General features: G+C 70.9%; 18 protein-coding genes and 1 tRNA gene. 6 read left to right on the top strand and 13 right to left on the bottom strand.

Annotated features, from left to right (window positions below; genetic code table 11):
- Window positions 1–12: 12 nt before the first annotated feature.
- Entirely contained in the window at window positions 13–888 is an 876-nt protein-coding gene (locus WCS02_RS02940; RefSeq protein ID WP_340289504.1) for an SDR family NAD(P)-dependent oxidoreductase, read from the bottom strand.
- Window positions 889–998: 110 nt separating this feature from the next.
- Here WCS02_RS02940 and WCS02_RS02935 point away from each other — a divergent pair, with 110 nt between their 5' ends.
- Both WCS02_RS02935 and WCS02_RS02930 read left to right on the top strand, forming a co-directional pair.
- Window positions 999–2,636, top strand: coding sequence for a flavin-containing monooxygenase (locus WCS02_RS02935; RefSeq protein WP_340289501.1), 1,638 nt, complete (start codon window positions 999–1,001; stop codon window positions 2,634–2,636).
- A gap of 9 nt (window positions 2,637–2,645) precedes the next feature.
- Entirely contained in the window at window positions 2,646–3,626 is a 981-nt protein-coding gene (locus WCS02_RS02930; RefSeq protein ID WP_340289498.1) for an aminoglycoside phosphotransferase family protein, read from the top strand.
- An 85-nt stretch (window positions 3,627–3,711) separates the two neighbouring features.
- Here the strand turns inward: WCS02_RS02930 and WCS02_RS02925 are convergent, their stop codons facing one another.
- Window positions 3,712–5,262 carry an MFS transporter gene (locus WCS02_RS02925; RefSeq protein WP_340289495.1) on the bottom strand — a complete coding sequence of 517 codons (1,551 nt, stop codon included), beginning with the start codon at window positions 5,260–5,262 and terminating at the stop codon, window positions 3,712–3,714.
- A 354-nt stretch (window positions 5,263–5,616) separates the two neighbouring features.
- Window positions 5,617–5,892, bottom strand: a complete 276-nt coding sequence (locus WCS02_RS02920; protein ID WP_340289492.1) for a peptide methionine sulfoxide reductase — start codon at window positions 5,890–5,892, stop codon at window positions 5,617–5,619.
- Window positions 5,893–6,165: 273 nt separating this feature from the next.
- On the opposite strand from WCS02_RS02920, the gene WCS02_RS02915 reads away from it, so the two are divergent.
- Window positions 6,166–7,065 (top strand): ADP-ribosylglycohydrolase family protein, encoded by a 900-nt coding sequence (locus WCS02_RS02915; protein WP_340289489.1) that lies wholly within the window; start codon window positions 6,166–6,168, stop codon window positions 7,063–7,065.
- Between the two features lie 43 nt (window positions 7,066–7,108).
- On the opposite strand, the gene WCS02_RS02910 is transcribed toward WCS02_RS02915, so the two are convergent.
- A complete protein-coding gene (locus WCS02_RS02910) occupies window positions 7,109–7,546 on the bottom strand; it encodes a hypothetical protein (RefSeq protein ID WP_340289486.1) in 438 nt (145 codons plus the stop codon).
- A gap of 232 nt (window positions 7,547–7,778) precedes the next feature.
- Between WCS02_RS02910 and WCS02_RS02905 the strand changes: the two genes are divergently transcribed.
- Both WCS02_RS02905 and WCS02_RS02900 read left to right on the top strand, forming a co-directional pair.
- On the top strand, window positions 7,779–9,152 hold the full coding sequence (locus tag WCS02_RS02905) for a polysaccharide deacetylase family protein (RefSeq protein WP_340289483.1): 1,374 nt from the start codon (window positions 7,779–7,781) through the stop codon (window positions 9,150–9,152).
- Between the two features lie 185 nt (window positions 9,153–9,337).
- Window positions 9,338–9,413, top strand: a tRNA-Lys gene (locus tag WCS02_RS02900).
- A gap of 88 nt (window positions 9,414–9,501) precedes the next feature.
- Here the strand turns inward: WCS02_RS02900 and WCS02_RS02895 are convergent.
- From WCS02_RS02895 to WCS02_RS02885, 3 genes are read right to left on the bottom strand one after another with little or no spacing between them, the layout of a single operon-like run.
- Entirely contained in the window at window positions 9,502–9,675 is a 174-nt protein-coding gene (locus tag WCS02_RS02895; RefSeq protein ID WP_340289480.1) for a hypothetical protein, read from the bottom strand.
- Window positions 9,654–10,679 carry a site-specific integrase gene (locus WCS02_RS02890; protein ID WP_340289477.1) on the bottom strand — a complete coding sequence of 342 codons (1,026 nt, stop codon included), beginning with the start codon at window positions 10,677–10,679 and terminating at the stop codon, window positions 9,654–9,656. Before WCS02_RS02890 ends, WCS02_RS02895 begins: the two co-directional genes overlap by 22 nt.
- Window positions 10,676–10,936 (bottom strand): helix-turn-helix transcriptional regulator, encoded by a 261-nt coding sequence (locus WCS02_RS02885; RefSeq protein ID WP_340289474.1) that lies wholly within the window; start codon window positions 10,934–10,936, stop codon window positions 10,676–10,678. Before WCS02_RS02885 ends, WCS02_RS02890 begins: the two co-directional genes overlap by 4 nt.
- Window positions 10,937–11,837: 901 nt before the next feature.
- Here WCS02_RS02885 and WCS02_RS02880 point away from each other — a divergent pair.
- Complete coding sequence (locus WCS02_RS02880; RefSeq protein ID WP_340289471.1) at window positions 11,838–12,767, top strand: hypothetical protein; 930 nt, start codon at window positions 11,838–11,840, stop codon at window positions 12,765–12,767.
- A gap of 328 nt (window positions 12,768–13,095) precedes the next feature.
- Here the strand turns inward: WCS02_RS02880 and WCS02_RS02875 are convergent, their stop codons facing one another.
- The 6 genes from WCS02_RS02875 to WCS02_RS02850 all read right to left on the bottom strand — a co-directional run bounded on the left by WCS02_RS02875 (window position 13,096) and on the right by WCS02_RS02850 (window position 25,777).
- On the bottom strand, window positions 13,096–13,743 hold the full coding sequence (locus WCS02_RS02875) for a hypothetical protein (RefSeq protein WP_340289468.1): 648 nt from the start codon (window positions 13,741–13,743) through the stop codon (window positions 13,096–13,098).
- Window positions 13,744–14,027: 284 nt separating this feature from the next.
- Window positions 14,028–15,017, bottom strand: coding sequence for a PD-(D/E)XK nuclease family protein (locus WCS02_RS02870; protein WP_340289507.1), 990 nt, complete (start codon window positions 15,015–15,017; stop codon window positions 14,028–14,030).
- Window positions 15,018–15,058: 41 nt separating this feature from the next.
- On the bottom strand, window positions 15,059–20,302 hold the full coding sequence (locus WCS02_RS02865) for a DEAD/DEAH box helicase (protein WP_340289465.1): 5,244 nt from the start codon (window positions 20,300–20,302) through the stop codon (window positions 15,059–15,061).
- Between the two features lie 7 nt (window positions 20,303–20,309).
- Window positions 20,310–23,360, bottom strand: coding sequence for a hypothetical protein (locus tag WCS02_RS02860; RefSeq protein WP_340289462.1), 3,051 nt, complete (start codon window positions 23,358–23,360; stop codon window positions 20,310–20,312).
- 204 nt (window positions 23,361–23,564) lie between these two features.
- Window positions 23,565–24,212, bottom strand: coding sequence for an HNH endonuclease (locus WCS02_RS02855; protein WP_340289459.1), 648 nt, complete (start codon window positions 24,210–24,212; stop codon window positions 23,565–23,567).
- Window positions 24,213–24,910: 698 nt separating this feature from the next.
- Window positions 24,911–25,777, bottom strand: a complete 867-nt coding sequence (locus WCS02_RS02850; protein WP_340289456.1) for a PD-(D/E)XK motif protein — start codon at window positions 25,775–25,777, stop codon at window positions 24,911–24,913.
- Between the last annotated feature and the right edge of the window lie 74 nt (window positions 25,778–25,851).

Below are 25,851 nucleotides of genomic sequence, written 5' to 3'. Positions count from 1 at the left end.
GGCCGTCGGCGCTCACCGGCGTGCCCGGGCGCGGCCGAGGCCGCCGGCCTGGCGGGCCGCGCGGGGGGTGAGCAGCGCGAGGACGCGCATGTAGCGGGACGGCGCGAGCCGGGCGAGCAGGTCGGGCGCGACCGCGGAGAACGCGACGAGCACGCGCCCCCGGCGCCGCTGCACGGCGTCGAGGATCACCGTCGCCGCCCTGTCCGCCGGGTACGTGAGCAGCTTCTCGAAGGCCGCCTTCCCGCGCTCGGCCTCCTCGGGCTCGGCGCTCGCCGCGACGCGGGCGCTCTCGGCGATCCGGGTCCGGATGCCGCCGGGGTGGACCACCGTGACGCCGGTGCCGAGCGGGGCGAGCTCGTGCCGCAGCACCTCGCTGAACCCGCGCAGCGCGAACTTTGACGCGGAGTACGCCGACTGACCGGGCGGGCCGATGAGCCCGAACAGGCTCGACACGTTGACCACGTGCCCGCCCGGGCCCAGCGCACCGGAGGCGAGGAAGCCCCGGCACAGCGCGACCGGCGCGCGGAAGTTGATCGCCTGCACCCAGTCGAACTCCTCGGCGGTGAGGTCGAGGAACGCCCCGCCGAGCGCGACCCCGGCGTTGTTGACCAGCAGCTCGACCGACGGCACGGCCGCGACGACCCGCTCGACCAGGGCGTCGACCGCCGCGGCGTCGGCGAGGTCCACCACCTCGGTCCGCACCTCCAGGTCCGGGTGCTCCTGCCGGATGCGGCCGGCGACGGCCGCGAGCCGGTCGGCGTCCCGGTCGACGAGGACCAGGGCGGTGCCGCGCGCGGCCAGCTGGTAGGCCATCTGCTCCCCCATGCCGCTGGCGGCACCGGTGAGCACGGCGCGCGCACCGGCGAACTCGAACGGGGGCAGCGGCATCGGCGGGTCCTCTCGGGGCGGGCGGGGTGCCCATCGTGGCCCGTCCCTCCCGGGCGTGCCCCGCCCACCCCGGGCGGCGGGCGACCGGACAGAGGAGGCATCGTGGTGCCGTGGTGACGACGGGGGGCGCGGACGTGCGCCAGGACGGGGATGCCGGCCCGGAGGACGGCTCCGGGGGCGACGAGGACCGCGGGCTCGAGCACGTCGACGTGGTCGTCGTCGGGGCGGGCCTGTCGGGGGTGGGGGCCGGCTACCGGCTGCAGACCGGGCGGCCCGGGACGACGTACGCGGTGCTGGAGGCACGCGAGGACCTGGGCGGCACGTGGGACCTGTTCCGCTACCCCGGCGTCCGCTCCGACTCCGACATGGCGACCCTCGGCTACTCGTTCCGGCCGTGGCGCGACCCGGACGGCAAGGCGCTCGCCAACGGGCCCGCGATCCTCGACTACATCCGCGCGACCGCCGCCGAGACCGGCGTCGGGGAGCACGTCCGGTACTCCTCGAAGGTCGTCGGCGCCGACTTCAGCACCGCCGACGCGCGCTGGACCCTCACCGTCGAGGACCCCCGCAGCGGGGCGACGCACCGGATGACGTGCGGCTTCCTCTACAGCTGCGCCGGGTACTACGACTACGACAGCCCGCACGACCCGCAGCTGCCCGGCGTCGACAGCTTCGCCGGCCGGGTCGTGCACCCGCAGTCCTGGCCCGCGGACCTCGACCACGCCGGCGCCCGGGTGGTCGTCGTCGGCTCGGGCGCCACCGCGGTCACCCTGGTGCCGGCCCTGCTGCGCGGCGACGGTGCCGCCGCGCACGTCACCATGCTCCAGCGCTCCCCCACGTGGGTGGGTGCTGTGCCGAGCCGCGACCGCACCGCCCAGCGGCTGCAGGCGGTGCTGCCGGCCGGCCTGGCGCACCGGCTGGTCCGGGCCAAGAACATCGCCACCACCACCGGCTTCTACCAGTACTGCCGGCGCCGCCCCCAGGCCGCACGCCGCCTGCTCACCCGGTTCGCGACCCGTGCGCTCGGCGACCCCGCCCTGGTCGCCGAGCACTTCACGCCGGCCTACGACCCCTGGGACCAGCGGCTGTGCTCCAGCCCCGGCGGGGACCTGTTCCGGGTGGTCCGGGACGGCCGGGCGACGATGGTCACCGACCGGATCGAGCGCGTGGTGCCCGAGGGCGTGCTCACGCAGTCCGGCCGGCTGGTCGAGGCGGACGTGCTGGTCACGGCCACGGGGCTGCGGCTGCGCGCCTTCGGCGGGCTGCGTCCCCGGGTCGACGGCACCGAGGTCGACCTGTCGCAGCAGTACGTGTGGAACGGAGCGATGGTCACCGGGGTGCCGAGCTTCGCGGTCTGCATCGGCTACACCAACGCCTCGTGGACCCTGCGCGCCGACCTCACGCACCGGCTCGTCGTCAAGGTGCTGCGCTGGGCCGACCGGCACGACGCCGCGGCCGTGGTGCCGGTCGCCGCGCCCGGGCTGTCACCGAGACCGCTGCTCGACCTGGCCGCGGGGTACGTGCAGCGCTCGGTGCACGCGTTCCCGCGCCAGGGCGACCGCCGTCCCTGGCAGGTGCGGCAGAACTACCTGCTCGACGCGCTCACCACCCTTCGCGCCGACCTGGACGAGACGCTCGTGCCCGTCGGCCCGCCCCGCAGCAGCCTGCTGGTGCCCGAGGGCGCGGGTCCCCCCGGCGCCCGCCGTCGGCCCGCCGTACGGGTGCCCCGGTCGGTGGCGCGCGCCTAGCCTGCCGCCGTGGAGGACCTGCTCGCCCGGTGGCAGGGCCGCGCCTGGCAGCAGGAGACCGACGCCTGGGTCGCCGAGGTCCTCGCCGACCGCGGCGCCGCGCTGACCGGCCCCGGCACCGAGGTCAAGACCCGGTTCTGGTCGGCCGTGCGCCGCTACCCCAGCACGACCGGCACCGTCTGGGCCAAGGAGTGCAACCCCGGCCAAGCGTTCGAGGGGCCCGTGCTCGCCGCCCTGGCGGCGCTGGCGCCGGACGACTTCCCGGCGCCGCTGGCCGTCGACGCCCCCCGCGGCCGCTTCCTGCTGCCCGACGCCGGCGCGGTGCGTCCCCGCGGCGACCGGGACATCTCCGAGGCGGAGCTCGCCGGCCTGCTCGCCCACCACGCCGGGGTGCAGCAGCGCCTGGCCGGGGCCGGTGACCGGCTGCGGGCGGCGGGGCTGCCGTCGCTGACGGTGGAGGAGCTCCCGGGCTGGGTGGAGGCCCTCGCCGACCGGCTCGCCGCCCTGCCGCCGGGCGACCCGCAGCACCTGGACGCCGACGGCTGGCGGGCGGTGCGCGACGGCCTGCCTGCGGTCCGCGGCTGGTGCGACGAGCTGGCAGGCGCCGGGCTGCCGAGCACGTTCCAGCACGACGACCTCAACCCGTGGAACGTCGCCCGCGGCCCGCGCGGGCCGGTGTGCTTCGACGTCGGCGACGCGTTCTGGTCGCACCCGTTCGCCGTGCTCCAGGTGCCGCTGGCGATGGCGACCGGGACGTGGCCCGACGGCCCCTCCGCCGACGACCCGTACGTCCGTCGTTTGGTCGCGCCCTACCTCGACGCGTGGGGCGGGCCGCACCTGCACCGGCTCGTCGGCGCGGCGCTGCGGCTGGCGCAAGCCCACCGCTGCGAGTCGTGGCGCCGCCTGCTCGACCACGTGCCAGCCGACCGGCTCGGCGTGCCGACGCCGCTCTTGCCGGAGCACCTGCTGCGGGTGGTCGCGCCGGGCTGAGCGGGCCTTCGCTCTCGGTGGGCCCTCCGCTGGTGGGGCCCGGCCGGGCTCAGCCGCGCCCGGCGGCATCCAGGTCCGGCCAGGCTCAGCCGCGCCCGGCGGCGACCGGCTCCTCGTCCTCCGTCCGGGTCGCCTCGTCACGGCGCCGGCCCGCCCGCCGGTCGAGGACAGCGACGACGAGCGCGACGAGGACGACGGCCGTGGCGCCGCCGAGGGCGACCGCGACGGCGTGCGGCGCGTTGTCCTCGGCGAGCACCAGGTAGAACACGCCGGGCAGCAGCGCGGTGCCGATCGCCCCGCCGACCCGCTGCCCGGTCTGCAGGGTGCCGCTGGCCACCCCGCCCGCCTCGACCGGCACCGACGACAGGGTCATGGTCGTGTTGGGCGAGATGACGAACCCGCCGCCGAGCCCGGCGAGCAGCAGCGCGGGCGCCGCCCACCACCCCGCCTGGGACGCCGGCGCGAGCATGAGCAGCAGACCGGTCGCCCCGAACCCGGTGGCGACGCCGGCCAGGCCGAGCACCGTCAGCGTCCGGCCGAACCGGCCCACCAGCCGCCCGGCGACCACCGCCGACACCGCCGCGCCGATCGAGAACGGCGTCACAGCGAGCCCCGAGGCCAGCGGCGTGTAGTCCAGGCCGGTCTGGAAGAACAGGGCGAGGACGAGGAACACGCCGCTGAACCCGACGAAGTACACGCTGATGAGCGCGACGCCGGCCGCGTAGCCGGGGGTGCTGCTCACCAGGCGCGGGTCGAGCAGCGGCGCCCCGCCCCGGGCGACGACGCGGTGCTCCCACCGGACGAACGCCACCCCGAGGACCGCCGCCACGGCGAACAGCCACCACAGCCGATGCAGCCCGCCGTCCTCGGCGGTCACCAGGGGCAGCAGCGCCGCGAACGTCGCCAGCCCGAGCAGCAGCGTGCCGACCACGTCGAGCCGCAGCCCGCCTCGCTGGGTGTCGCGGGGCAGCAGCCGCATGGCCAGCACCAGGGCGAGCACCCCCACGGGCACGTTGACGTAGAAGATCCAGCGCCAGCCGTCCTCGCCGGAGGCCACGGCCAGGATCCCGCCGCCGACCACCGGCCCGAGCGCGGTGGCCAGGCCGACCGTGGCGCCGAACATGCCGAAGGCACGGCCCCGCTCGGCGCGCGAGAACATCTGCTGGATGAGCCCGCTGCTCTGTGGGGTGAGCGCGCCGCCCGCGACGCCCTGGAGCAGCCGGGCGGCGACGAGCCACTCCACGCTGGGCGCCAGGCCGGCGAGCGCGCTGCACGCGACGAACGCGGCCAGCGAGACGACGAACATCCGCTTACGACCCCAGGCGTCGCCCATCCGCCCGCCGGTGACGAGCATGAGCGCGGAGGTCAGGGTGTAGCCGGACACCACCCACTGCACCTGCGAGGCGCTCGCGTCGAGGTCCCGCTGGAGCGACGGCAGCGCCACGGCGACGATGGTGACGTCCAAGAGCACGATGAAGCCCGCGAGCAGCGTGACGGCGAGCGCGCGCCAGCGGCGCGGGTCGGGGCTGCCGTCGCTCCCGTCGCCGGGACTGCCGCCACCAGGTCTGCCGTCGTCGTGGCTGTCGCGGTCGGGGCTGTCGGCCGCTGGGCGGTCGCGGGCGGAGACGTCTGGCACGTCTCACCCTCCGTCGGCGGACGGGCGGCCGCAATCCAGGGCGGCGCCGGTCGCCGGCCAGGCGTCCGGTGACACCTGCGGCCCCGTCAGGAGAGCTCGGTCCTCGTCACGGCGGCCGTGGCATGGGCGCTGCTCGGCCCGGGCGTCAGTCCTGCGTGGCGGGCGGACCCTGCACGGCGGGCTCCGGCGGACAACCGGCGTCGCAGGCCCCGGCGGTGGGCACCGGGTTGCCGCACCCGACACAGGTCGAGCCCTGGCGTGCTGCCTCGTCGGTCATCGTCACGTCCCGACGGTCGCACGGCGTGCGGGGCGCGTCCAGGACACGCGCCGTCGGTGGGCCGACCGGGCGGTGAGTCAGTCCGTCGGCGACCACCCGGTGAGGAAGTCGAGCACGACCGCGGCGGGCATCTCGCAGGGCCGGAACCGGTCGCCGGTCGCCCCCCGGTACAGGTTCGCGCTGACCACGCCCCGCCCGCCGAGCTCTTCGGCCCACAGCTTCTCGACGCGCCCGTGCTGCTGCACCGTCCGCGTCACGGACCACCGGCGGCCGCGGTAGCGCACCTCGGAGTGCCCGACGGGGAGCCGGGCGAGGAGGTCGGCGACGCCCGGTCCGGCTGCCTCCGTCGTCACGGCGGCGAGCGTAGGCGCGCGAGCGGTTCGCTCCTCCGGCCGAGCCCCTTCAGCGGCCCGGGCGGCCATGATCGACCGGTGACCGACGACAGCACGACCGGCCACGCGCGTGACCGCGGCGCCGGGTCGACCGGCGCGACCGGCTCGACGGGCGCAACGGGCGCAACGGGCGCAACGGGCGCAACCGACTCGACGGGCACTACCGGCGCGCCCTGCACTCGCGGTGGCCCGGGCCTCGCGGCTCCCGTCGTCGTCGACCCTCGTGGCAGGGCGATGGAGGCTCTTCTCGGCTGCGCGATCGGCGACGCCCACGGCGAGCGGTACTTCGGTCCCCCGGAGGTGGCGTCCCGCAGGATCCAGGAGCGCCGCCTGCCCGACGTGCCCGCCGGCGGCCTGCGGTGGACCGATGACACGCTCCAGTCGGCCAGCGTGGTCGCGGTGCTCGAGCGGTACGACGGCGACCTGCCGCAGGACGCGCTCGTGCAGCACCTGGCGCGGAGCATGGACATGGACCGCGGCTACGGGCACGGCTCCCGCGAGCTGCTGTGGGCGGTCCGGCACGGCGCGGACTGGCGGCACGAGTCGGCGACGCTGTTCGGCGCCGGGTCGTACGGCAACGGCGCCGCCATGCGGGCGGCGGTCGTCGGCGCCTGGCACGCCGGCGACCCCGACCGGGCCGGCGCGCTCGCCGCGCAGCAGGCCGCCGTCACCCATCACCAGCAGGAAGGTCGGACCGGCGCCGCCGCGGTGGCAGCCGTCGCCTCGATGCTCGCCGGCTCCCGCGGCGGGCCGCTGCCGTCATGGCGGGTGCTGCTCGACGCGGCCCAGTCGGTCTGCCCGCCCGGCAAGGTCCAGGACGGCGTCCGCTCAGTCGTCGACCTGGTCGAGCGAGGCGCCGTCGGCGACGACCCGGCGAGCATCGCGCACGCCGCGTCGGTGCTGGGCACCGGGCGCGAGGGGTCCGCGTGGGACACCGTGCCGTTCGTCCTGTGGTCGCTGGTGCAGTCCGCCGACGACCTGGAGGCGACGTTCTGGCGCACCGTCGCCGGCCTGGGCGACCGGGACACCACCTGCGCCATCGCCTGCGCGCTCGTGGCGTGCCGCACCGGGGCCGACGCGACGCTCCGGGCGTGGGCCGCTCGGGTCGAGCCGCTGCCGGCGTCCGTGCGCTGACCGGCCCCAGCGTCGTCGTGCGATCCGTACCTCTACGGACCGGTCACTCCGGGTCGCCGAGCCGACGGTTCAGCAGCCGCTGCAGGTCGATCGACTCGCCGTCCCGCGCGCCCCGGCCCACCACCAGAGGCGGGTCCATCGGCTCGACCTGCGCCCCGGTCAGCCGCTCACGCAGGGTGCCCTGCGCGCGCAGCACGTAGTACCGCCCGTCGGTGTCCACGGCCACGCGCTCGTCCCGCGACAGGTACCAGCCGACGAGGCCGGTGCGGTAGCGACGGCGACGCAGGTCCTTCCCGGGCGCCAGCAGCGGGTGCGGCTCGATGCCTCGACGCGCTGCCTCGGCGACGAAGGCGTCGATGAGCACCTGCGCCTGCGCCGCCTCCTTGGCCGCAGCGCGCTCGGCGGCCGCGGCCTGGGCGGCGACGATGCGACTGCGCTCGTCGGTCCAGTCGCCGCCCACGAGGTCATTCTCGCGGTCCACCGACGCCGGTGCAGGCGCCCCCTCCAGCCACGACGGACCGCGTGCATCCATCCGGGCCACGCGCGCTCACGTCGCTCAGCGAGCCGGTGCCAGGAGCCGACGAGAGACCATGCTCTCCGGCCGTCGACGCGCACCGCATGCCCTCCGCCCGCACGTCCTGGCTCTGGCCGTCGGCGCCTTCGCCCTCGCACTCGTCGCGCCGACCCTCCCGGTCGGCCCCGGCGGAGCACCGGTGGCGAGCGCTGCCGCGAGCAGCTGCCCCGCCAGCGCGGGCCAGAAGCTCGTGACGTCGCCTGCGACCTCTGCCCGGACGGTGTCCCTGACCTTCGACGACGGTCCGTCCCTGCACACCCCGGCCGTCCTGGACGCGCTGGGCGCCCGCGGCGTGCGGGGGGTCTTCTTCGTGACCGGGGCCGCGGTCCAGGCTCACCCTGACATCGCCCGCCGGATCGTCCGTGAGGGCCACGTCATCGCGAACCACACCTGGTCGCACCCGCAGGCCGTGCCCGGGGCAGCGGTGTACGGGAGGTTCGATGCCCTGCCGGTCGCGGTGCAGATCGACGAGATCACGCGGACGACCGACACCATCCGCGCGGTCACCGGCGTCTCGCCGTGCTTCTTCCGCGGCCCCGGAGGCTGGCACAGCACAGCCCTCACCTCGGAGATCACGCGCGACCGCGGCCTGACGATCGCCCACTGGACCGTCTCCGGCGAGGACGCCGCCCAGGCGGCGACGACGACCAGTGCCTCCACCCAGGCCATCGTCACGCGGTCCGTCAGCACCCACGAGCACCCGATCGTCCTGCTGCACGACGGCAAGGCCTCACCGGAACCCGAGGCGCAGGTGACGAGCAACCGCTCGAATACCGTCGCAGCCCTGCCGCAGATCATCGACAGCTACGCGTCTCGTGGGTACGTCTTCACGGACCCGGCCGGGCGCCCGCTGCCGACGACCGTCATCCATCCCCCGCAGGCAGCCCCGGTCAGGGCGCACGTCGCCGCCCTCTACGCGCACCTGCTCGGGCGGGCCCCGGACGCCGGCGGGCTGCAGAGCTGGACCGAGCTCGTGCTGCGGGACGGCGGCGACCCGACGGCCATGACGGCCGGCATCACGACCAGCACCGAGTACCGCCACCGCGAGATCAACGACGCGTACCGGTTCGCATTCGGCCGCGACGTCGACCAGGTGGGGCTCGTCGGCTGGCGCACCGAGGCGGAGCGCGGGCGTGTGCGGCTCGAGGACCTCCCGGTCGACCTGCTCGGCAGCCACGAGTTCTACCTCAGGGCGGGCGGCAACGACGAGGCGTTCGTCAGCGACCTCTACCGGAAGGTCCTCGGCCGGGACGTCGAGCCGAGCGGGCTGCAGGGCTGGGTCGGCGTCGTCCGGTCGCAGGGCCGTCGCGCCGCCGTCCTCGGCGTCTGGGACTCGCACGAGGCGACCGCCCGCCGGGTCGACGACCTCTACTGCGACCTGCTCGGCCGGCACGCTGAGCCGGCAGGCCTCGCAGGCTGGACCGCTGCAGCACAGGTGGAGGGCGACGACTGGGTGCGTGACCAGCTGATCCGCTCGCTCGAGTACCGCACCCGGGCGACCACTCGGTTCTGAACCTCGTACCGCTCGGCCCGTCACGGCCTGGGGCTGGGGTGTCACGAGCGGAGAGCCGGACGTCGCGCGCTCCAGGCTGGCTGCGGACCGGTGGGGCCCGGAGCGCTCCGGTACCCACGACGCTAGCCTCGTCAGGCGCGCGCAGTCCTGACTGGTCCTTCCCTGTCGGTGGCCTGCGCACTGTCGGGCCTCTAGCTCAATCGGTAGAGCAGCGGACTTTTAATCCGCGGGTTGTGGGTTCGAGCCCCACGGGGCCCACCATTATCGCAGGTCAGGGGCCATACTGGCCCTCTCCTCCCACCTCGGCTGGACCCGGCCGTCACCATGCGGTCACGCGGCCCTGACGCGGTCACGCCGACTCCTTCGCAGCGATCCGAGGAGGTAGCTCGACCGCCTGGAGCACCCTCGCCGCAGACGCGTCGACGGCGCGCCGGCCCATGTAGACGTCCTGCGTCATCGAGATGCGCGAGTGCCCCAGCTGGTCCGCGATCGTCCGCGCGCTCAGGCCTCCGCGTCCATCCACGTCGCGACCGTCTTGCGGTACGTGTGCGGCACCACCCACTCGAACGCCGTCCCGGACCGCACCGCGCGGAATGCGGCCTCGACGTTGTTCCGGTCCCGGTAGCCACCCAACGCGTCCGGGAACAGCGGCTCCTCGACGGAGCGGGCCGACACCTGCCGCTCACGGAGCAGGTCGACGAGCCAACCGGGAAGACCGAGCACCCTCACCCCGGCGCGGCTCTTGGGCTTGCGCGCGACGAGCCCTGCGCCGGCCACCCGGACGATAGTCCGCTGCACCGACAACGTCCCTCGGTCGAGGTCGACGTCGTCCCAGCGGGCCCCGACCGCCTCCCCGATCCGCAGCCCCGTCCCGAGCAGGAAGCGCACGAAGTCCGGTAAGTCCATCCGACGCGCGTACTCGTCGCCCTCCAACAGCGCCAGCCACTCCACCGCCTCGGCCTTCGTCAGCGCCCGCGCCGGCTCGCCGAGGTCGCTCTCCAGCGGTGACACGTCTCGGACCGGGTTGACCCGCATCGCGTCTCGGCGCGCGGCGTACCCGCAGACGCCGGACAGCACCGACCGGCACAGCTTCGCCGTCGAGTGGCCCTTCCGGCGACGGACGTCGTGCAACCAGTAGTCCAGCCGGGCGGTCGTCAGCTCCGACAGCCGCAGCGCCCCCAGCTCGGGCAGCAGGTGCCGGTTCAACGCGTGCCGGTAGAGCGCTGCCGTCGTCGGCGACCGGCGTCCCGCATCGACCCGCTCGACGATGCCCGCGTGCCACTCCTCGGCCACGTCCTTGAGCGTCGTGCGCGGGTCGAAACCGGCCGAGCCACCGAGGCGCATCGTCTCCTCGAACCGCGCCAGCAGCCGACGCCGGGCCACCGACTTCGAGGGTGCGGACGCCTCGAGGCGACGGCGCAGCCCGCGGAGGTCCCGGTAGTACGTCGCGGCCGTGAAGCCACCCCCGGGACGCTCCCGGAAGCCGATGGTGCCGTGCTCCCCAATCGTGAGCCTCCGGGCGCTCACCAGGCCACCCGGGCATCACCCAGCCCCGCAACCCACTCCCGCACGTCCTCCGGCCGGTACCGCAGGTGCCGACCCATCCGCCGGCAGGCCGGACCCCGGCTTTGCACCCGCCACTGGTACAGCGTCGACACCGGCACGCCCAGGAACGCCGACACGTCGTGCACCGTCCAGAGCCGGTCCTCCGGTGACGTCGGACCCGTCGGAATCCGCTTCACCGACGGGCTCACGCCCCGCGCCCCGATCATGTTCTGCTCCATGCTGCCCACCTCCTCGATCAGCCTGACCGCTGCGCGGGGTCGCGCGGCGGTCGTCCACAACGAGGCCGACGACCGTGTCCCCTGTGCACCACCGACGGGGGCCCGGTTACATCTGCCTTCACTTACCCAAGGCGGATACAGGGCCCAGGCGGTCAGTCGCGGATGATGCCGCGCGCTGGCCTCTTGCCATGGTGGTACGAACGTTGAGCCGGTCCGAGGTCACGCCAACTTGGGACCGAAGGCCCTCAAGGAGTACTGGTGGAGACAGAGGGCGGAGGCCGCAGCGGCTCGGTACTGAGTTGTGGGATCCCCACCGCTTCTCCGTAGACAACGCAAGCTGCTGCAACCACACATAGTGCGGACAGCGCTAGCAGGGCCCGTCGGGCAACGACGTCTCGACCAAACAGAAGGACCACAGTCCAGAACGCCGCCAAGCCTCCCAGGGCGGCACCGTACGGACCCTGCAGCCGACCAGCGACCGCTAGTACGAAGACGAACACTGCGGGCCACGCCCAGATTCGCGACGGGAGGCGCGCTGCGCCCCCAGGACCGCCGAGCGCTGCGTCCGGTGGAGCGTCGGCGGCAGACACCCTTAGAGCCTCTCAGGGGGTGGGGCGAGCCCCTCCATCCATCTCGGCGTGTCCCGGCGTCTTGTGCTTCAGCCCGATAGTCGACATGCTTCCTCTCCTGCGCTGCAGCAAGGAGGGGCCGTGTTCATCGTTAGGCCTCCAGGTGCTGGTGTCGTGAGGTCCACCATCGGGCCCCCGCTGCAGCCCCCGGGGCACAACCCTGGTCGCGGCTCAGTCTGCGCTAGCTGCGGGAAGAAGCAGGTCCCCGCCCCTGGCATGCAGTGCTCTAGTTGTGAGAATCGCCGCCGCCGGCGGTCGTAGCAATGGCCTCGGTGGACCAGTTCGCATCGGAGGTTACTCGGACGATTGGCGGTTACTTCAACGTCATCAGTCTGGTGCCGTCGGCTCTTCTAATGTTCTGGCTTGTATTTCTCACCGGCACGGGTGCACCCACGTCGCCACCGGACTGGCACGCAGGCCTAGCGTCCATCCTGCAGTTAGACGTGGGCGGCGTTGCCGCACTACTCGCAGCTTCAGTCGCCCTCGGTCTCTTATTTCATCCACTGCAGTTCACGCTGGTGCAGTTGTTCGAAGGGTACTGGGGGGTATCTCGCCCCGCCGTCGCGTTGAGAGAGGCGCGCACCGAGTTCCATCGCAAGCGGCGCATGCGGCTGCAGGAGATGTTCGAAAGCGGCACTGAGAGCGAGCAGCCCAGTCTGCGCCAGGCCATCGAAATTGCTGAGTCTCAACGGTTGCTGAATTACATGCCTCGGCGGGCGGACCTCCTAATGCCCACGCGATTGGGCAACGTCCTGCGTCACTACGAGACAACAGTTGGGTCGTCTTATGGGCTGGACGCACCCAGAGTGCTGCCGCACGTGGCTCTCGTGGCACCCCCGGCCCACATCGCATACCTAAATGACCAGCGCACGCTGCTCGACCTCGCCGTGCGGCTAAGCTTCGTTTGCCAACTCGCCAGCCTGGCCGCCGTCGCATTCTTGTGGAACTCCGGCAGCTGGGCTCTGATCACTCTGCTGCCATATTCCATGGCGTACCTGTTCTATCGTGGCTCAGTCATCGCGGCCGCAAGCTACGGGGTGGCGATGGGCACCGTGGTCGACTTGAATAGATTCGGCCTCTACGAGGCGCTCCATGTGCCCCGGCCGGCGAGCGCACGTCAGGAGAGATGGTCGAACCAAGCAGTTAACGGACTGCTCGCGGGAGACATTTCCGCAGACGTGCGTTATGGGGTCAATGAATGAGGCCGTCATTGACATCGCCGACGGGGGCCTCTGCGGTCCGGGCGATCAGCCCTAAGTGGACGCCGGGCGCATGTCGCCGCTCTGGACACGCACGCCCGACGGGTGGCCGACAGCCCCTAGAGGTTTGCCAGACGCCTAAGCTAGTCAATCGGGCTGTGCAATCACGATCGAGCACGGCCTCGAAGCGTCACTGCACGCAACCGCCAGATATGGACCGGGACGGCGTCATGCCGCGAACCCCCCTATCGGACACCCAGCCTACGACGGGGTACGGACCTGCGCATAGACCCGTTGCCGACACCCCGTCACGACTTTCGTGCACAACTGATTATCTCCACGTACGTCGGGCGGCAGGAAACTCTGCGCGGATGTGAAGGCTCGTGGCCCCAGAGTGCTGAGTCCCGGCGCCGAGGTCAAACCCAATCTTCTTTAGTTTCATTCCCAACTCCCCCTCGAGGGAGTAGATCCGGTTGTTCTTGATGTTCAAACTGACCTCGCTTGCCCCGTTCTCCAGCACGCTGCTGACTGCGGCAGCGAAGCCAGACTCGTTCGGCCAACGGAGTGGCCGCGGATCACGTGGCGTGCTTCCTGCACCGCTGTGCCGAAAGTCGAACCCCGTGTTGCCGATCCGCTGCTGGACCGGCTCAACGCCGCCACGCGTGAACACCCGAGCGCGCAAACCGCGACGGGCGACCACCTCGCGGAAGGTCTCGCAGATGATGGAGGACGCCCCGAGTGTGTTCATGATTCGGATCGCCTCGTTGTAGCGGTCACGCAGCGACGAATCGTCGAACTCGCCGAACGGAACTAGGAAGGGGCCAGTCTCTTTAGGCACACAAACGTAGACGAGTGAGGTTCGGATAACGCCTTCGGCTGAGCGCAAGGCTGAGGCGGAGACGATCGGCATCTGCTGTAGTTCGACCTGACCCTTGAGTTCAACCGGCTTCTCGTCGTAATAGGCGACAAGGTGACTCATTCTGGCTCCCGTCTTGGATGCGACCGTTCATGCTTGTCTGCGGACCGCACTTTTCGTGATCCTGGGTGACTGCGGCGCACGTCGAGGCCAGCGTTCGCTCACTTCGACAAGCTACGCCGGACTTATGCCCACTGGCGCTTCGTGGGACCTCCAGCCGTTCAGCCGCCTTGGAACGTTCACCGATCGTGCGTGCGCCGGCCGTCCCAGGCTGACCTGGCGCACCTCCGTGGTCACGGCGACTTCGGTCGGGGGTCAGCGCCCTGGGGCTGGTCGTTGGTCTGGGCTCACGACCAGCGGTGCACGACGCTGCTCCAGCCGGCCACGGCGGCGGCACCTCGGGGTGCAGCTCCCAGCACACCCCATCTCTGCCCGCGCGCGACACCGTCGGGGAAGGGGAGACCGATGAGCGTCACAAGCTGACCTCTAGACCAGCTTGGCCATTCCAGTCGAAGGGTCACCGCTTCGTCGACGGCGTCGACCGTCCCCACGAGCGGCAACCCGACGCCCCAGTCGGCCTGCACCGTGGACAGGAACGGTTCACACACAAGGCGGAAAGGGCAAAAGCGACAAGTTTCGGGTCCTGGAGCCCCCGCGACCGGACCGTCCCCAACTGACGCGTTGTACGAGGCCCGCAGAGCCAGGGCGGCCGCAACCGTGTCGTCGACAGCCGGCCTGTGGACATCAGCGCGATGTCGAGCGCCCAGCGTGTCGATCACCATGACGTCGGGCAGTCGACCAAGAACGGCCTCGACCAGTGCGCAGTACAGGAGCAACTGCCGCCAGCTGCTGCCTCCGGGCCCTGCATCCACCTTGCCGGTCTTGTAGTCACGGACCAGCAGCTCGCCGTCGATCTGCTCCACAACATCCGGCTGGCCAAAAAGCGGCAGGTCGGGGTGGTCGAGGCGTCGCTCAACCCAGGGCAGGGGTGGAGCGCCCACCCTGACGTCACCAGCCTCACCACCCCCGCGTCGCGCTGTGATCGGCATCCAACGCGCTCTGGCCCTGGCCCTGGCGAGCGCCCAGCCCGGCCACCGATGTGGGGCGGGAGGGGTGGCGGGCGACCAAGCCCGCCGCAAGCGATCGAGTGCCGTCGCTTCAGCCGACCGCCACGACTCCTCAAAGCTGTCGCCGGGTTCCGTGGTGAGGACGGCATGCACCACCTGCCCCAACGCTGACGACGGCGTTCCTCTCCGCAGGCCCCGAAAGACGGGGTCCTGGCCGTACCCGACCTTGCGAGGACAGGCCTCGACCTCGCTCACCCTCGACGGTGACATCTTGGCGAGAGGTCGAGCCGCAGGCTCGGGAACCGTGATGGTCACTGTAGGAACGGCCATGCCACGAGCGGGTTGAGACGGAACGACCTGGCATCCACCCAACTCACCCGGCCGTACCGCGACTCGGCGACCACGTGCGCTTCGGCTTGCACCTCGTCGAGGTAGCGCTCGTCGGTACGCCACAGCGGGTGCGACAGCAGGACAGCGCTTTGTCCGCGAGCGAGCATCCACACCCCGTGAACCTCCTCGAACGTGCAGCCAAGCTCCTTGGCTGCCGCGGCCACTCCGCGCTCCCCGGCCCGCAGCGAACGCGCAAGGGAAAGTTGTCGCCCACCAAGCACCTCCAGCATGTCGAGGGCCAGACGCCAGTCCAAGCTCGGGTGCTGCCGGCTGTTGTCGTAGGAACGCAGGCAGTCCGGGCAGGACACCTCGCACCTCGCAGAGTGCCCACCATCACCCTCCCAGCGCTCGGTGAGATCGTCGAAAGTGGTCTCGATGAGCTTACGGAACGTTGCTTCCTCACCGAGCTCCACCGCGTAGCCCGCGCCGTTCTCCGCCGTGTCAGCCAGGAACACCGCGGCCGCGACCTGGGCCTGCACGTCTGGCTCCGCAGCACCGATGACCGGAACGCGCCTGGGCAACAGGCCGACGGTGAGCTCTGACGGGTCCAGGTCCAGCAAGGACTGCGCTCCCCGGCGAATGACCTCGGCCAAGGAGGTGTAGCAGGCTCGACCAGCCGGTTGGGAACTGTCGTACAGCGCGACAGCGCCTGTGGGGAGGTCGAGGCGCGCTGGGGTGACCACCAGCGCGTCGGTGACTCGGACCTCTCCGATCACGCTCACCTCAGCCGCACCCGGGCGCCCGGGCCGGGCCTCCAACCCACCATGCTGCGACGGCACCATCTCGAAGCCGCGGCCATTGCCGTCGTTGATCGTCACGAGCCGGCTCTGCTCGAACACGGCGAGGTCCGCGTGGGGCAGCTGCACGGTCGCGTGCGGTCGGGTCGGTGGGCTCAGCACCGGCATCCCGGCTGACGACGACAGGTCCACCACGTCGTCGAACGGACGCGCCTTGTAGTCAGTCTTGAACCCGCGCGGCTCATAGAGGACGAGTGAGTCCATCTCGGCGTGGCACTCCGGGCAAGACGTGGTCTGACGCAGCTCGCTCCGCCCGCACGACGGACAGCGCGAGAGAGGATGACCGGGTCCGAGAGGGTTGACCGCCTCGACGGCCTTGCCTTTGGGCCGATAGGCGACGAACCCGTCGACCACGTGCACCAAACCATCCTTGACAACTTGCGCGCCCGGCGCGAACGAGGACACGGCCATGTGAAGGGGCCGGTCGGCGACCACCCTCTCTTCGAGCCACTGCTTGGATCGGATCGGGGCGTCCCACAGCTGGCGGACGCGCGTGGGGAAACCGAACATCGGCAGGATGCCGTTGCGGGCGAGTGCCGCGCTCAGTTCGGTGTCTACCGTTCCCTGCTCCGAACTGACCACCGCCGTGACCTGGTCTACCAGCTCTTCACGGACCCAGCTCGTGATGCCGCGGGTGTCCGCTTCCGTGAGCTCGGTCCCATGGCTGAGCCGGACCACGATGTCCTCGACCTCCGGGTCGTGCGCCAGCCAGGCCCGGACGGCCGGAGCGACGGTCGACCAGTCAACCAGCTGGCCGAAGGTCCCGTGGTTGCTCGCCCCGGTCCACCGGGGCCGGTCGGCCGTCGGCAGGGAAAGGAAAGCGGCGCGAAGGCACAGCGCGGCGACCACCCGCTGCACGATCCGCCGACGGGCAAGGTCGAGGAACGGTTGAGGGGGGACGTCCCCCGTGATGCGGCTGGTCCTGCCGAAGTAGTACTCGTCGTGCGTCCGGTCCCTGCAGATCGTCACGGCAAAGCTCAGCGCCTGCCCCGCGCGACCGGCCCGACCCACCCGTTGCTGATAGTTGAACCGCTGCGGCGGCATGTTCGCCATCATGGTGGCGCGCAGGGTGCCGATGTCGACGCCCACCTCCATGGTCGTCGTCACCGACAGGACGTCAAGCTCGTGGGTGAGCTCGTTCTCGGACAGGGTCAGTGCTCCCTTGAACCATCTCTGGCGGTCTCGCTGCAACGCGAGCGGCTTCGTCTGTCCTGTGAGCTCTGCGATTGCGAGTCGGCGGGGCTCCTCGCCGGCGAGCCACGCGTAGTAGTCGACCTCGGGCGCGCCGTCCAGCGCCTCCAAGTCCCTGCCATGGCACTGCGGGTTCACGCATGTCCCGAGGCTGGGTTGGAGATGCACGAACCGGCAGTTCCTGCAGCGCCAGCGGCGCCCACCCGCGGGCTGCAGCGCGAGGGTGGTGTCGAGCGCGGCCGGCCGCAGCAGCCAGCCCGAGACCGCGCGGTTGACCTCCGCCCCGGCCATGAGGCGTTCCAGTTGCTCCAGCACCTCCTCGGCTGTGCCGACGGACCGCTCCACGTAGCGGCGCACGAACGCGGGGACGGCGGCCTGCGGCTCCACCCCACCGCGGCGCGAACCTTCCCAACGGCCCCGGAGCCCCAGCAGCCGGAGGACCGATCCGAGCAGTTGCTCCTGCTCTTCGGGTGACATCGGCCCCTCGACAGGCCGCCACCCCTTCGCAACCGCGTAAGCGATGCCCACCGATTCGAGGTCACGCCGAGCGCGGTCGAAGACGGCGTCAGTCACCGCCTGGCGAAGGCTGCTGAGCAGTCGCTCCCGCCCCGTGTGGATGGGGGGCGTCTCCCACAGCCCTGGCCGCGGTGGAGCGAACGCCCGGAACCAAGGTGTGGCCCTCTCGGCCTCGAGGTACTGCTCGTACGGGTTCGGGCCGGCCGGGTTCATGCCCAGCGCGACCAGCTCCTCTGCCACCCGGTCGATGACACCCGACAAGGGCACGGCCGGGTCTAGGCCCAGCAGCTCCCCAGCAGCACTGAGAGCCGCCTCGTCCGAGGCGTCCAACGCCAGCCCGCCGCGCTGCTTCTGCCGCGCGATGAACGCTTCCACCAGCCCCTTGGACGCGGCCTCGAGCACGTCCATCGTGTCGAGCCCCTTTAGCGGGTCGTCCTGGTCCAGGACCGAGCGCCTGAGCAGCTGCCGGACGACGTCGCGGTGGTGGTTCAGCGCCACGCCCGCGGCGGTGCGGGCGGCGTCGTCACGGCTGTCGGTGAAAACGATCGTACGGCTGTCCTCGACAGCGGCACGGCCTGCCTTGCCTGCGGCCAACGACCGGACCAGCTGGGAGAGGAACAGTTGTGTTGTCGCTCCAAGGCCGGAGGTGTGAGCCCGGATCGGCGAGCGCACCTGCCCGTCGCGGAACTTGGCACCGTTGCGGCTCTGTGCCGGTGAGTCGAACCGGCAGGCGGGGCAGCGGGTCGGCAGCGACGGGATGCGGTCGCCCTCAGTGGCACCGGAGTGCACGAGCGCCAGGCCGGTTGCGGCCGCCCCGCCACGCTGGACGTGTCCCAGAACCGGGTCGAAGGTCACGGGTGCGAAAGCGAGGGTCACGCCCTCCCTCGTCCAGGTCTCGCCGGTAGGGAGCAGCCCAGGCCGGTACCAGACGTACTCCGTGCTGGAACGCTGGAAGACCTGCTTGCCCGCCTGCTTCTCGTCCACCGGCCCCGGTCCGATAAGCAGGTCATCGCCCACCGGGCCCAGCACGAAGCCACCGAGGCTGGCGTCACCGCACTCGTAGCAGTAGAGCAGCTCCAGCACGCGCGAGCCGCAGTCCGAGCACGAGGAGGTCGGCGCGGAGAACAAGCGCCCCACGGCCGCAGACCTGTCGGCGGGTGCCCCGGAACAATGAGGGTTCGAGCAGGCCCACAGCCCCCGCGGACTCCTGACGAAGACATGTCCGCGCAGGGGGACGAGCTCAGCCGTGTCCTCGCTCCCGGCAGCCGCGAGGATCCGCAGGGCGTGAGCGAACAGCTCGGCGCCGTCATCCTCATCACCGAAGAGCCGGGCGGCCAACGCAGCAGGGCTGGTGGCGCGGAGTCGACCGGCGTCGGAGCAGGCTGCGGCTACGGCGGCGGACACGGTCGCGGGGGACGCAGTCCCGTTCCGGACCGCTTCCCGGTCCAGCGACGGCCGCTCGGGCAGCGGCCGCGGCCTGCCAGGTTCGACGACGAATGACTCCCGCGGCAGACCGAAGAACTGCTCGAGGTAGGCGAGGCCCTTCGTGTCGGCCTCTAGCGAGGCGGAGGTAGCCATGACCCGGATCTGGGGCGAGTCGGGAGCAAGGCCCAACCGGCGCAGCAACGAGCGGACGATCATCGCCACCTCGCTCCCCTGCGTGCCCCGGTAGAGGTGGAGCTCATCGACGACGAGGGTGAACGTTCGGGCCGGGTCGTCCGCCAGGTACCTGCGAGTCTGCTCGAACATGGGCGCCTCGAACCCACGCATCATGACGGTGTTGAGCATCGAGTAGTTGGTGACCAGCACGTCCGGTGCGTGGGCGATCATGTCCCAGCGGGTCAGCACCTCACCGCCGCGGGGGTCGACGAACTGGCTCAGGTCGATGCTCTCCGAGCGTGCTGCTTCAAGGCTCACGCGTTCGGCGGCGAGTGCTCGGATGTCAGCCCCGACCTCGCGGGCCGCGGCCCGTGAGGGAGTCGCTCCCGTGCCCATCGTTCCGCTCGTGTACCGGCCGAACCACAGCGGCTGCCCGAGCTCTGTGCGGAGCACGCCCACCGCCCGGCGCAGGCGGGTCATCTGGTCCTCGACCAGGGCGTTGGTCGGGTACAGGACCATGGCTCTCATTGCCGGCGGCCTCGTCTCCCCGTGCCGCGCTGGCCGCCACTGAGGATCGGACGAGGCCCACCACTCGTCCTGGGATGGCTGAGAAGTCCAGGTGGTCGCCTCTTCAGCGAGCCGCAGCAAGATCGGGAGCAGGAACGACTCCGTCTTCCCGGAGCCCGTTCCAGAGGTGATCACGACGTTGCGGCCATCAGCGGCACCGTCCTTCAGGCTGCCTCGTAGCGCGACCGCCTGGTGATAACGGAGCTTGAGGTGCTCGAGCCGCTCTTCCCACGGGAACAACGCCTTGGCCACGGCTGCACCGGTCCGGCGGCTTGCACCGACCAGGTCCAAGGCCTGTGAGAAGTCTTCCGTCCCGGGGTAGGGCACCACCGGCTCGATCATCGTCTCGCCTACCAGCGCCCCGGGGGCCTCCAGCAGATCACGACGCTCGCGCATCAACGACTCGTCTGCGAGCCAGAACGCCGTGTCGAAGTACCGGAGGTAGGCGTCACGCAGGTCCTGCGCGAGGCCCATCGGTGTCAGCGGCTGGTCCATGGGTCTCCTAGTTGCTCATGACGGTCGCGAGGCGGTCGGCGAGCCCGGCGGGCACGTCGGCGTACCGGTGGCAGTAGCGGCGGTTGCCGCTGCTCAAGCGGGACTCGACACCCAGCGCGCCAGACGCGAGTGCGACCGAGCGGCCATAAAGCCCGGGGAGATGGCACCCGCGCGGGAGAACGAGCTGCTCCGCCTCACGTAGGTGCGCGAAGAGGACGGTGCCCTCCAGGTTGGCGGCGAGGTGCTTGGCCAGGTAGACGTCCACCCTGCTGGCCGTCCCCGCCCGCGCATCTGCCTCGTCGCGGAACACGTCGACCGTCTCGTAGCCGCGCCGCAACCGGTAGGCACCCGGACCGCTCGTGTCGTGCACCAGCACCCAAGAGGCCGCCGGGACGTCGAACCGGAACGCCTCGTCGTACCCCGGCATCGGAATCTTGTCCAGAGCGGCCGCTACCTGGCTCAGCGGGGGGAGCGTGTTGGCAACCGCCGTACCGGCGTCGGGCACAACGCTCACGTCCTCCGGTAGAACCTGCCTCAGCGCCTTCTCGGACAGGCCGGTGAGCACCCACCCGCCGGGGTCCTCACCCCGCTCTAGGAAGATCAGCAACCCCCCGGTCGCTGCCGCCGCCACACCGACCTCGTGGACGAGGATGTCCGGCCAATAACCAGTGAGGTGCCACCGACCAGTCGAGTCCTCGGCCACCGCGGTCGCCGCCACCGCCCAGCTGACGGGCACGAGCCGGCTGTCGCGCTGGATGTCGACATGCCCCAGCGCCTCGATGGCCCGGATGAACTGCCCGACGAACAGAGGAGTGCCCTCCAGCTGGGTGGCGACCGCCTCGAGCTGCCGGATGCCGCCTCCCCCGAGGTGGCCCAACGCCCCGAGGGCCGCCGGCCAGTCGTAGACCCTGTCGATGCTCGCCGGTGGCAGGTCGGCCACGCTGACCCCTTCGGCAAGACGAGCGGGCGCTTGGTGAGCCTGGCCCCGACGCAGCCATCCGGGCCACCGCTTCACGAGCCCGCAGGAGGAGCACTCGCCCTCCACGTAGCGCTGCGCCCGGCCACCGTGAAAGGGAGGGAGCTCGAACCGGTGTGCTCCGGTGACGACGCACGACGTGGGGTCGACGGACCCGAGCCGCACGACCGGGCGCGCAAGCACCGCGCTCTCACGGGCCGTCCATGGCGCGCCCCGCGGTGCTACCAGGGGCTCGAGACCTAGATCGATGGCCCCAGCAGCCACCGACCCGTCGACGTAAACGGTGTCCGACTCCTCGTCGAACGGCGTCGCGGACAACGCGCCCGCCGCTGTCGAACCGGTGCTGTAGACGAGCGTCGCCACGTCCTCGAAGCTCGCGTCTGGCTCGTCTGCCGATCGAAGCCGCACCGACACCCTCTGGACAGGGGCACTCTTGCGCGCTGTGTAAAGCTCTAGATCGAAGTCGCCTTGCTCAAGCCCGGCCTCCCCGAGGGGAGCGACCAGGACCCCCCCTTCGCCGGCCCAGCGGTGGACCTCGGCCTGCGAGTCCCGTTCTCGAAGCACGACGTGCAGCTCACCCGCGTCCTCGGCCACCGCCCTGGCCTCTGGCGGAGCCGAGACGACCCACTTCCGCACCCGGGAAGGAATCCTGACGCCGCCCGCGAGCGTGAGCTGGGTGCTGGACATCGGCACCAGCTCCTGCGGCGCTCCATCGGCTGGTGTCGCGAACAGCTGGACACCCTCGACCAGGACCCAGCCAGACGGGACGCCCGTGCCCTCGACGACGTCCCACCCTGGGCGTGCACAGCTGTCGAGCACGCGTCGGACCCTGTCCAGCACGCGACTGCCACCCTCGGTGCGAACGAGCAGCACGGAGTCAGCGGCCAGCTGCGCCCGCTCCTGCTCGACGAACGAGGCTTGGAGCTCGTCATACACGAGAGGGACGATGCTCCGTGGGCGGTGGATGAACTCGACCTCCCCGTCAGCCCGGAGGCGGACGATCGAGTCCAGCAACGAAGCGACGTCGATGCCAGCACCGGACATCGTCCGCCAGAGCCCGGCCGTCGCGGGGACCAGGGTCACTGGCACCCAGGAGGCGTCCTCCGCCAGGGCCGTGGCCTTGCCGTCGAAGTCGCTGGCGGTCCTCATGGCCATACCGATGTCGACGGAGGTGCCACGAAAGTGTCGCCGGACGTCGACTACGAGAACGGCACGACGACCCTGGGCCCTGATTTCGGAGGTCCCGGGAAGCGTGCCATCCCAGTGCGCCAGCTCTACCGACACGAGTGACGCAAGCCGCTCCTTGCTGGCCGGCCTCGCCCAGAGCCGGCGGAACGCCGCCGACAGACTCGGGTGCGAAGAGGCGAGGTACTGCTCGAGGTGGCGCTCGATGTCAGAGGTCGACAACTGCATCCCGGCGGCGAGACCCAAGTCGTCGAAGACGAGCGGCAGGCGGGCCCTGTCCCCGCGGTTCACCAGCGCCTGAGAGATCGGAAGACTGACGTACCGATGGCTCAGGGCGTAGGCGGTCGGTAGGCCGCGTCGACCGTCCAGTCGTTCTAGCCACCCGTTGACGGCTGACCAGAACTCCTCCGCATAACTCCTGTAGTGGGTCTTTAGACCCTCGTCCGCGTCCGGCAGCCCGAAGATCCGTGCAAGCCGGGCGTAGTAGGCATGGGAAGGGAGGTCCCCGTCGCTGCGGCCCATCTCTTCAGCGGCCATGACGGTCACGGCGAGGAAGCCCAGCACCGGTGGGGGGCCGAGCCGGTCGTCACGGCGCCAACGAGCGAGCTCGCGTGCGAGCCCTCGGAGATCGCAGCGGCCGTCGGGAATGGCCGCTTCACGAACCGCTTCGACGAGCGCCTCCCGGGCTCGCTCGGGAGGACAGCCGACGTCGGCTGCCATCTTGCCCAGCGCGTCGCTCTCGATGTCGAGGTATGCGGGGCTCGTCTCCGTCAGCTCGGGGTACAGGACGTCCGCAACAGCAGCGTTCCAACGCCGATAGTCCCCGCGCATCACAGCCTCCACCTCTCTGTCGTCAACTTGGAACAGCGAAAGGACTCTTGCGGTGGCCGCCGACACAACCCCCCTTGGTCGTTCCGGCAGACGCTATCCGGTGAACTGGCCTCCGGGTGGCCTCAACGGCAGATTGGCTGAACGTTTGTCTTCACGTCGCCTTGCCCCGTCCACGCGGTTCAACCTGACAAGCCGCGGACTCCTGTGCCAAGGCTGGGGCAATGAGCACGTGTGCGCCCACCGGTCTGACAGCGAGGACGTACGGACTCGCTAGCGTCGCCCCTCCGCGTGCTGGAATGCCGCATGCACCGCTGCCAGCACGTCGTCGGCTGGTCGCTGGTGGGGCTTGGTCGGCTCTCGCATGGCACGGCCCGCCAGGTCTGCGTAGTCCCCACCGGACAGAACCCTCGACAAGAGCACCCTTCTTGACGTCGGGTCAAAAGCAAGCAATTGAAGGTCGAGAAGCGTGTGCAGATCGCTCCTCAAGAGTAGACCGTTCGAGACCGAGTTCGAGCGGGGACCTCGATAGGGTCGAAGGTGGGCTGCCTCCAAGACCATCGTCGTAGATGAGCCCGTGATCGCGCATCGCGCTTGATAAGCATCGAGCAGTTCCCGCCGAAAACTCACCTGGCCGCGCCGGGCCACGATCTGCCGGTATACGCGACGACGGGCGTCGTAGTCGTCCTCGGGTGGGGACGTTTCGATCAGCTGGGCGGAGAACTCGTCCTCAGCGGACGCCGTCAGCACCTGCCCGGCGGTGTCCCCCCGCGGCCCGGCGGATCCGGTCACGCTCTCGAAGAAGAAGTAACCATCTCTCCAGTCAACCGGCACCGCCAGACCGAGGACGTCGTACTCGGGACGTCTGCCTTTCGAGACACTTCGCTCGCGAAGAACACCCACAGGCACGGAATCTTTCATGCAGGCGACAAGTGCCCGGTTGGTGTACGCGGTGTCGCGCTGGTCCGGGTCTGGGTTCTCCTGATGATAGTCAAAATACCAGCTGCCGTCCGAGCGGCTCCGAACCTTCCGTCCTTGTAGGGGCTGTGTAGGTTGATACGGACGCTCACTGCGTGCTCGAAGCCTTGCGGCTTGAAAATACCCTTCGGCCGACTGACCAAAAACGACCCGTCGGGCAGCTGCTCCGGGAAGTAGGTCGTCTGACCCGCACGGCTGGCGAACCAGTCCAGGCGGACACGGTGGTTCTCCGGCAGATGCACTGGCACAGTCATCCGCCATGCTTAGCATCAATGCAGGTCCACCGTCAGCAGACCCCGCCCAAGCCCGCCGTCTGGCCCATCAGGGCCACCAGCAGCGTCGATAAAACAGGCGAGCTTGTGGCGGGCGAACGCAGCGTCAACCGCGCGTCGGTCGTTCCCCGGTCACCCGCAAAGCGACGCGGAAATGACGCCCCCGGAGTGTGTTGACTCGCGCCGGGGCGGGATTTCGAACTTGGTGTCCCACGACGGGCTGCACATATGGCGGCAGATAGCACCCATCGACGAGCCGGGGCACGGTGGCACGCTGTGTCCGGTGATGAGGTCCCCTCCCCGGACACCCGACTTTGCATCACTTGCAACCACTGCCAGGTCTGGTCAGTGATCGCATTTGACTTCGAGCTATCCAGGCCGCGCTAGGAGGGCCGAGAGAGCCGCACCAAGGCCCACGACTGGGTTCCGGTCACCCCGTACCCGCTCGTGCAGTTCGATCTCGAAACTCACGGTATCGGACACGAGGTCGGTAAAGCGGGCGAAGTCGGCTGCGGTCGGCAATCGAATCCGATCGTCCCGGAGGTCGTACAGGCGTTCGTAGGTGGAGATGAACGGCCGTCGAAGTGACACCTGACCGGCTGTGCCGTCCTCGTCGATTGCGAAGCCCACCCCGCCGTACCCCCGCACGGCCCCGATGAAGCCCGGTCGGCGCGGTGCGGGCAACGCGCTGGAAACCTCCTTCACGAGCGACTCGATCGACGCACCCGGACTGTCCATCGGGAGCCATCGGATGCCGATCGAGAGCAGGTGCAGGTCTGTCTCGACGGTCCCGTCGGCGGCCACCCCGCACTCCACCTGGTACCACCCTTGGATGTGGTGACGGCTGGCGCTGGTCGTGGTCGTCTTCACCTCGATCCCTGTAGAGCCGAGCTGGAAGTCTCGGCTAGACCTGCGCCAGCCTTGCCAGGCGTCGAGGAAGTCCTGGGCCGAGGCGGGGTGCAGCCGGACCATCGAGGCGAGTGTCAGGAGCTCGCCTGCGAGTCCAGTGAGCGCAGCGTTCTCAGTGCGCGCTGAATCCAACGCCAACGCGATCAGCGGTTCCGTGAGCCGGAAGGCCTCGTCCCTGTCGTGCTCATACCCCTTGTCGAGGAGCTCAAGGAGGATTGTGGCCGCGATCGCGTCGTGGTGGTCATCGTCGGGCAGCCGGAAGCGGGTGGCGGCGAGTTGCTCGCCCCCCACGGTGTTCCACGTGTCATGCACGAGACGCTCCCGCACGGAGGGTTCTCGAGCATCAAGGGGAGCCCCCAGGAGGAACACCTCCAGCCGACCCTTGCTGTCCCGGGCGAAGC

This window comes from Aquipuribacter hungaricus (assembly GCF_037860755.1).
Lineage (GTDB): Bacteria > Actinomycetota > Actinomycetes > Actinomycetales > JBBAYJ01 > Aquipuribacter > Aquipuribacter hungaricus.
Note: the sequence above shows the minus strand (reverse complement) of the source record. Positions and strands in the feature narration are given on the sequence as shown.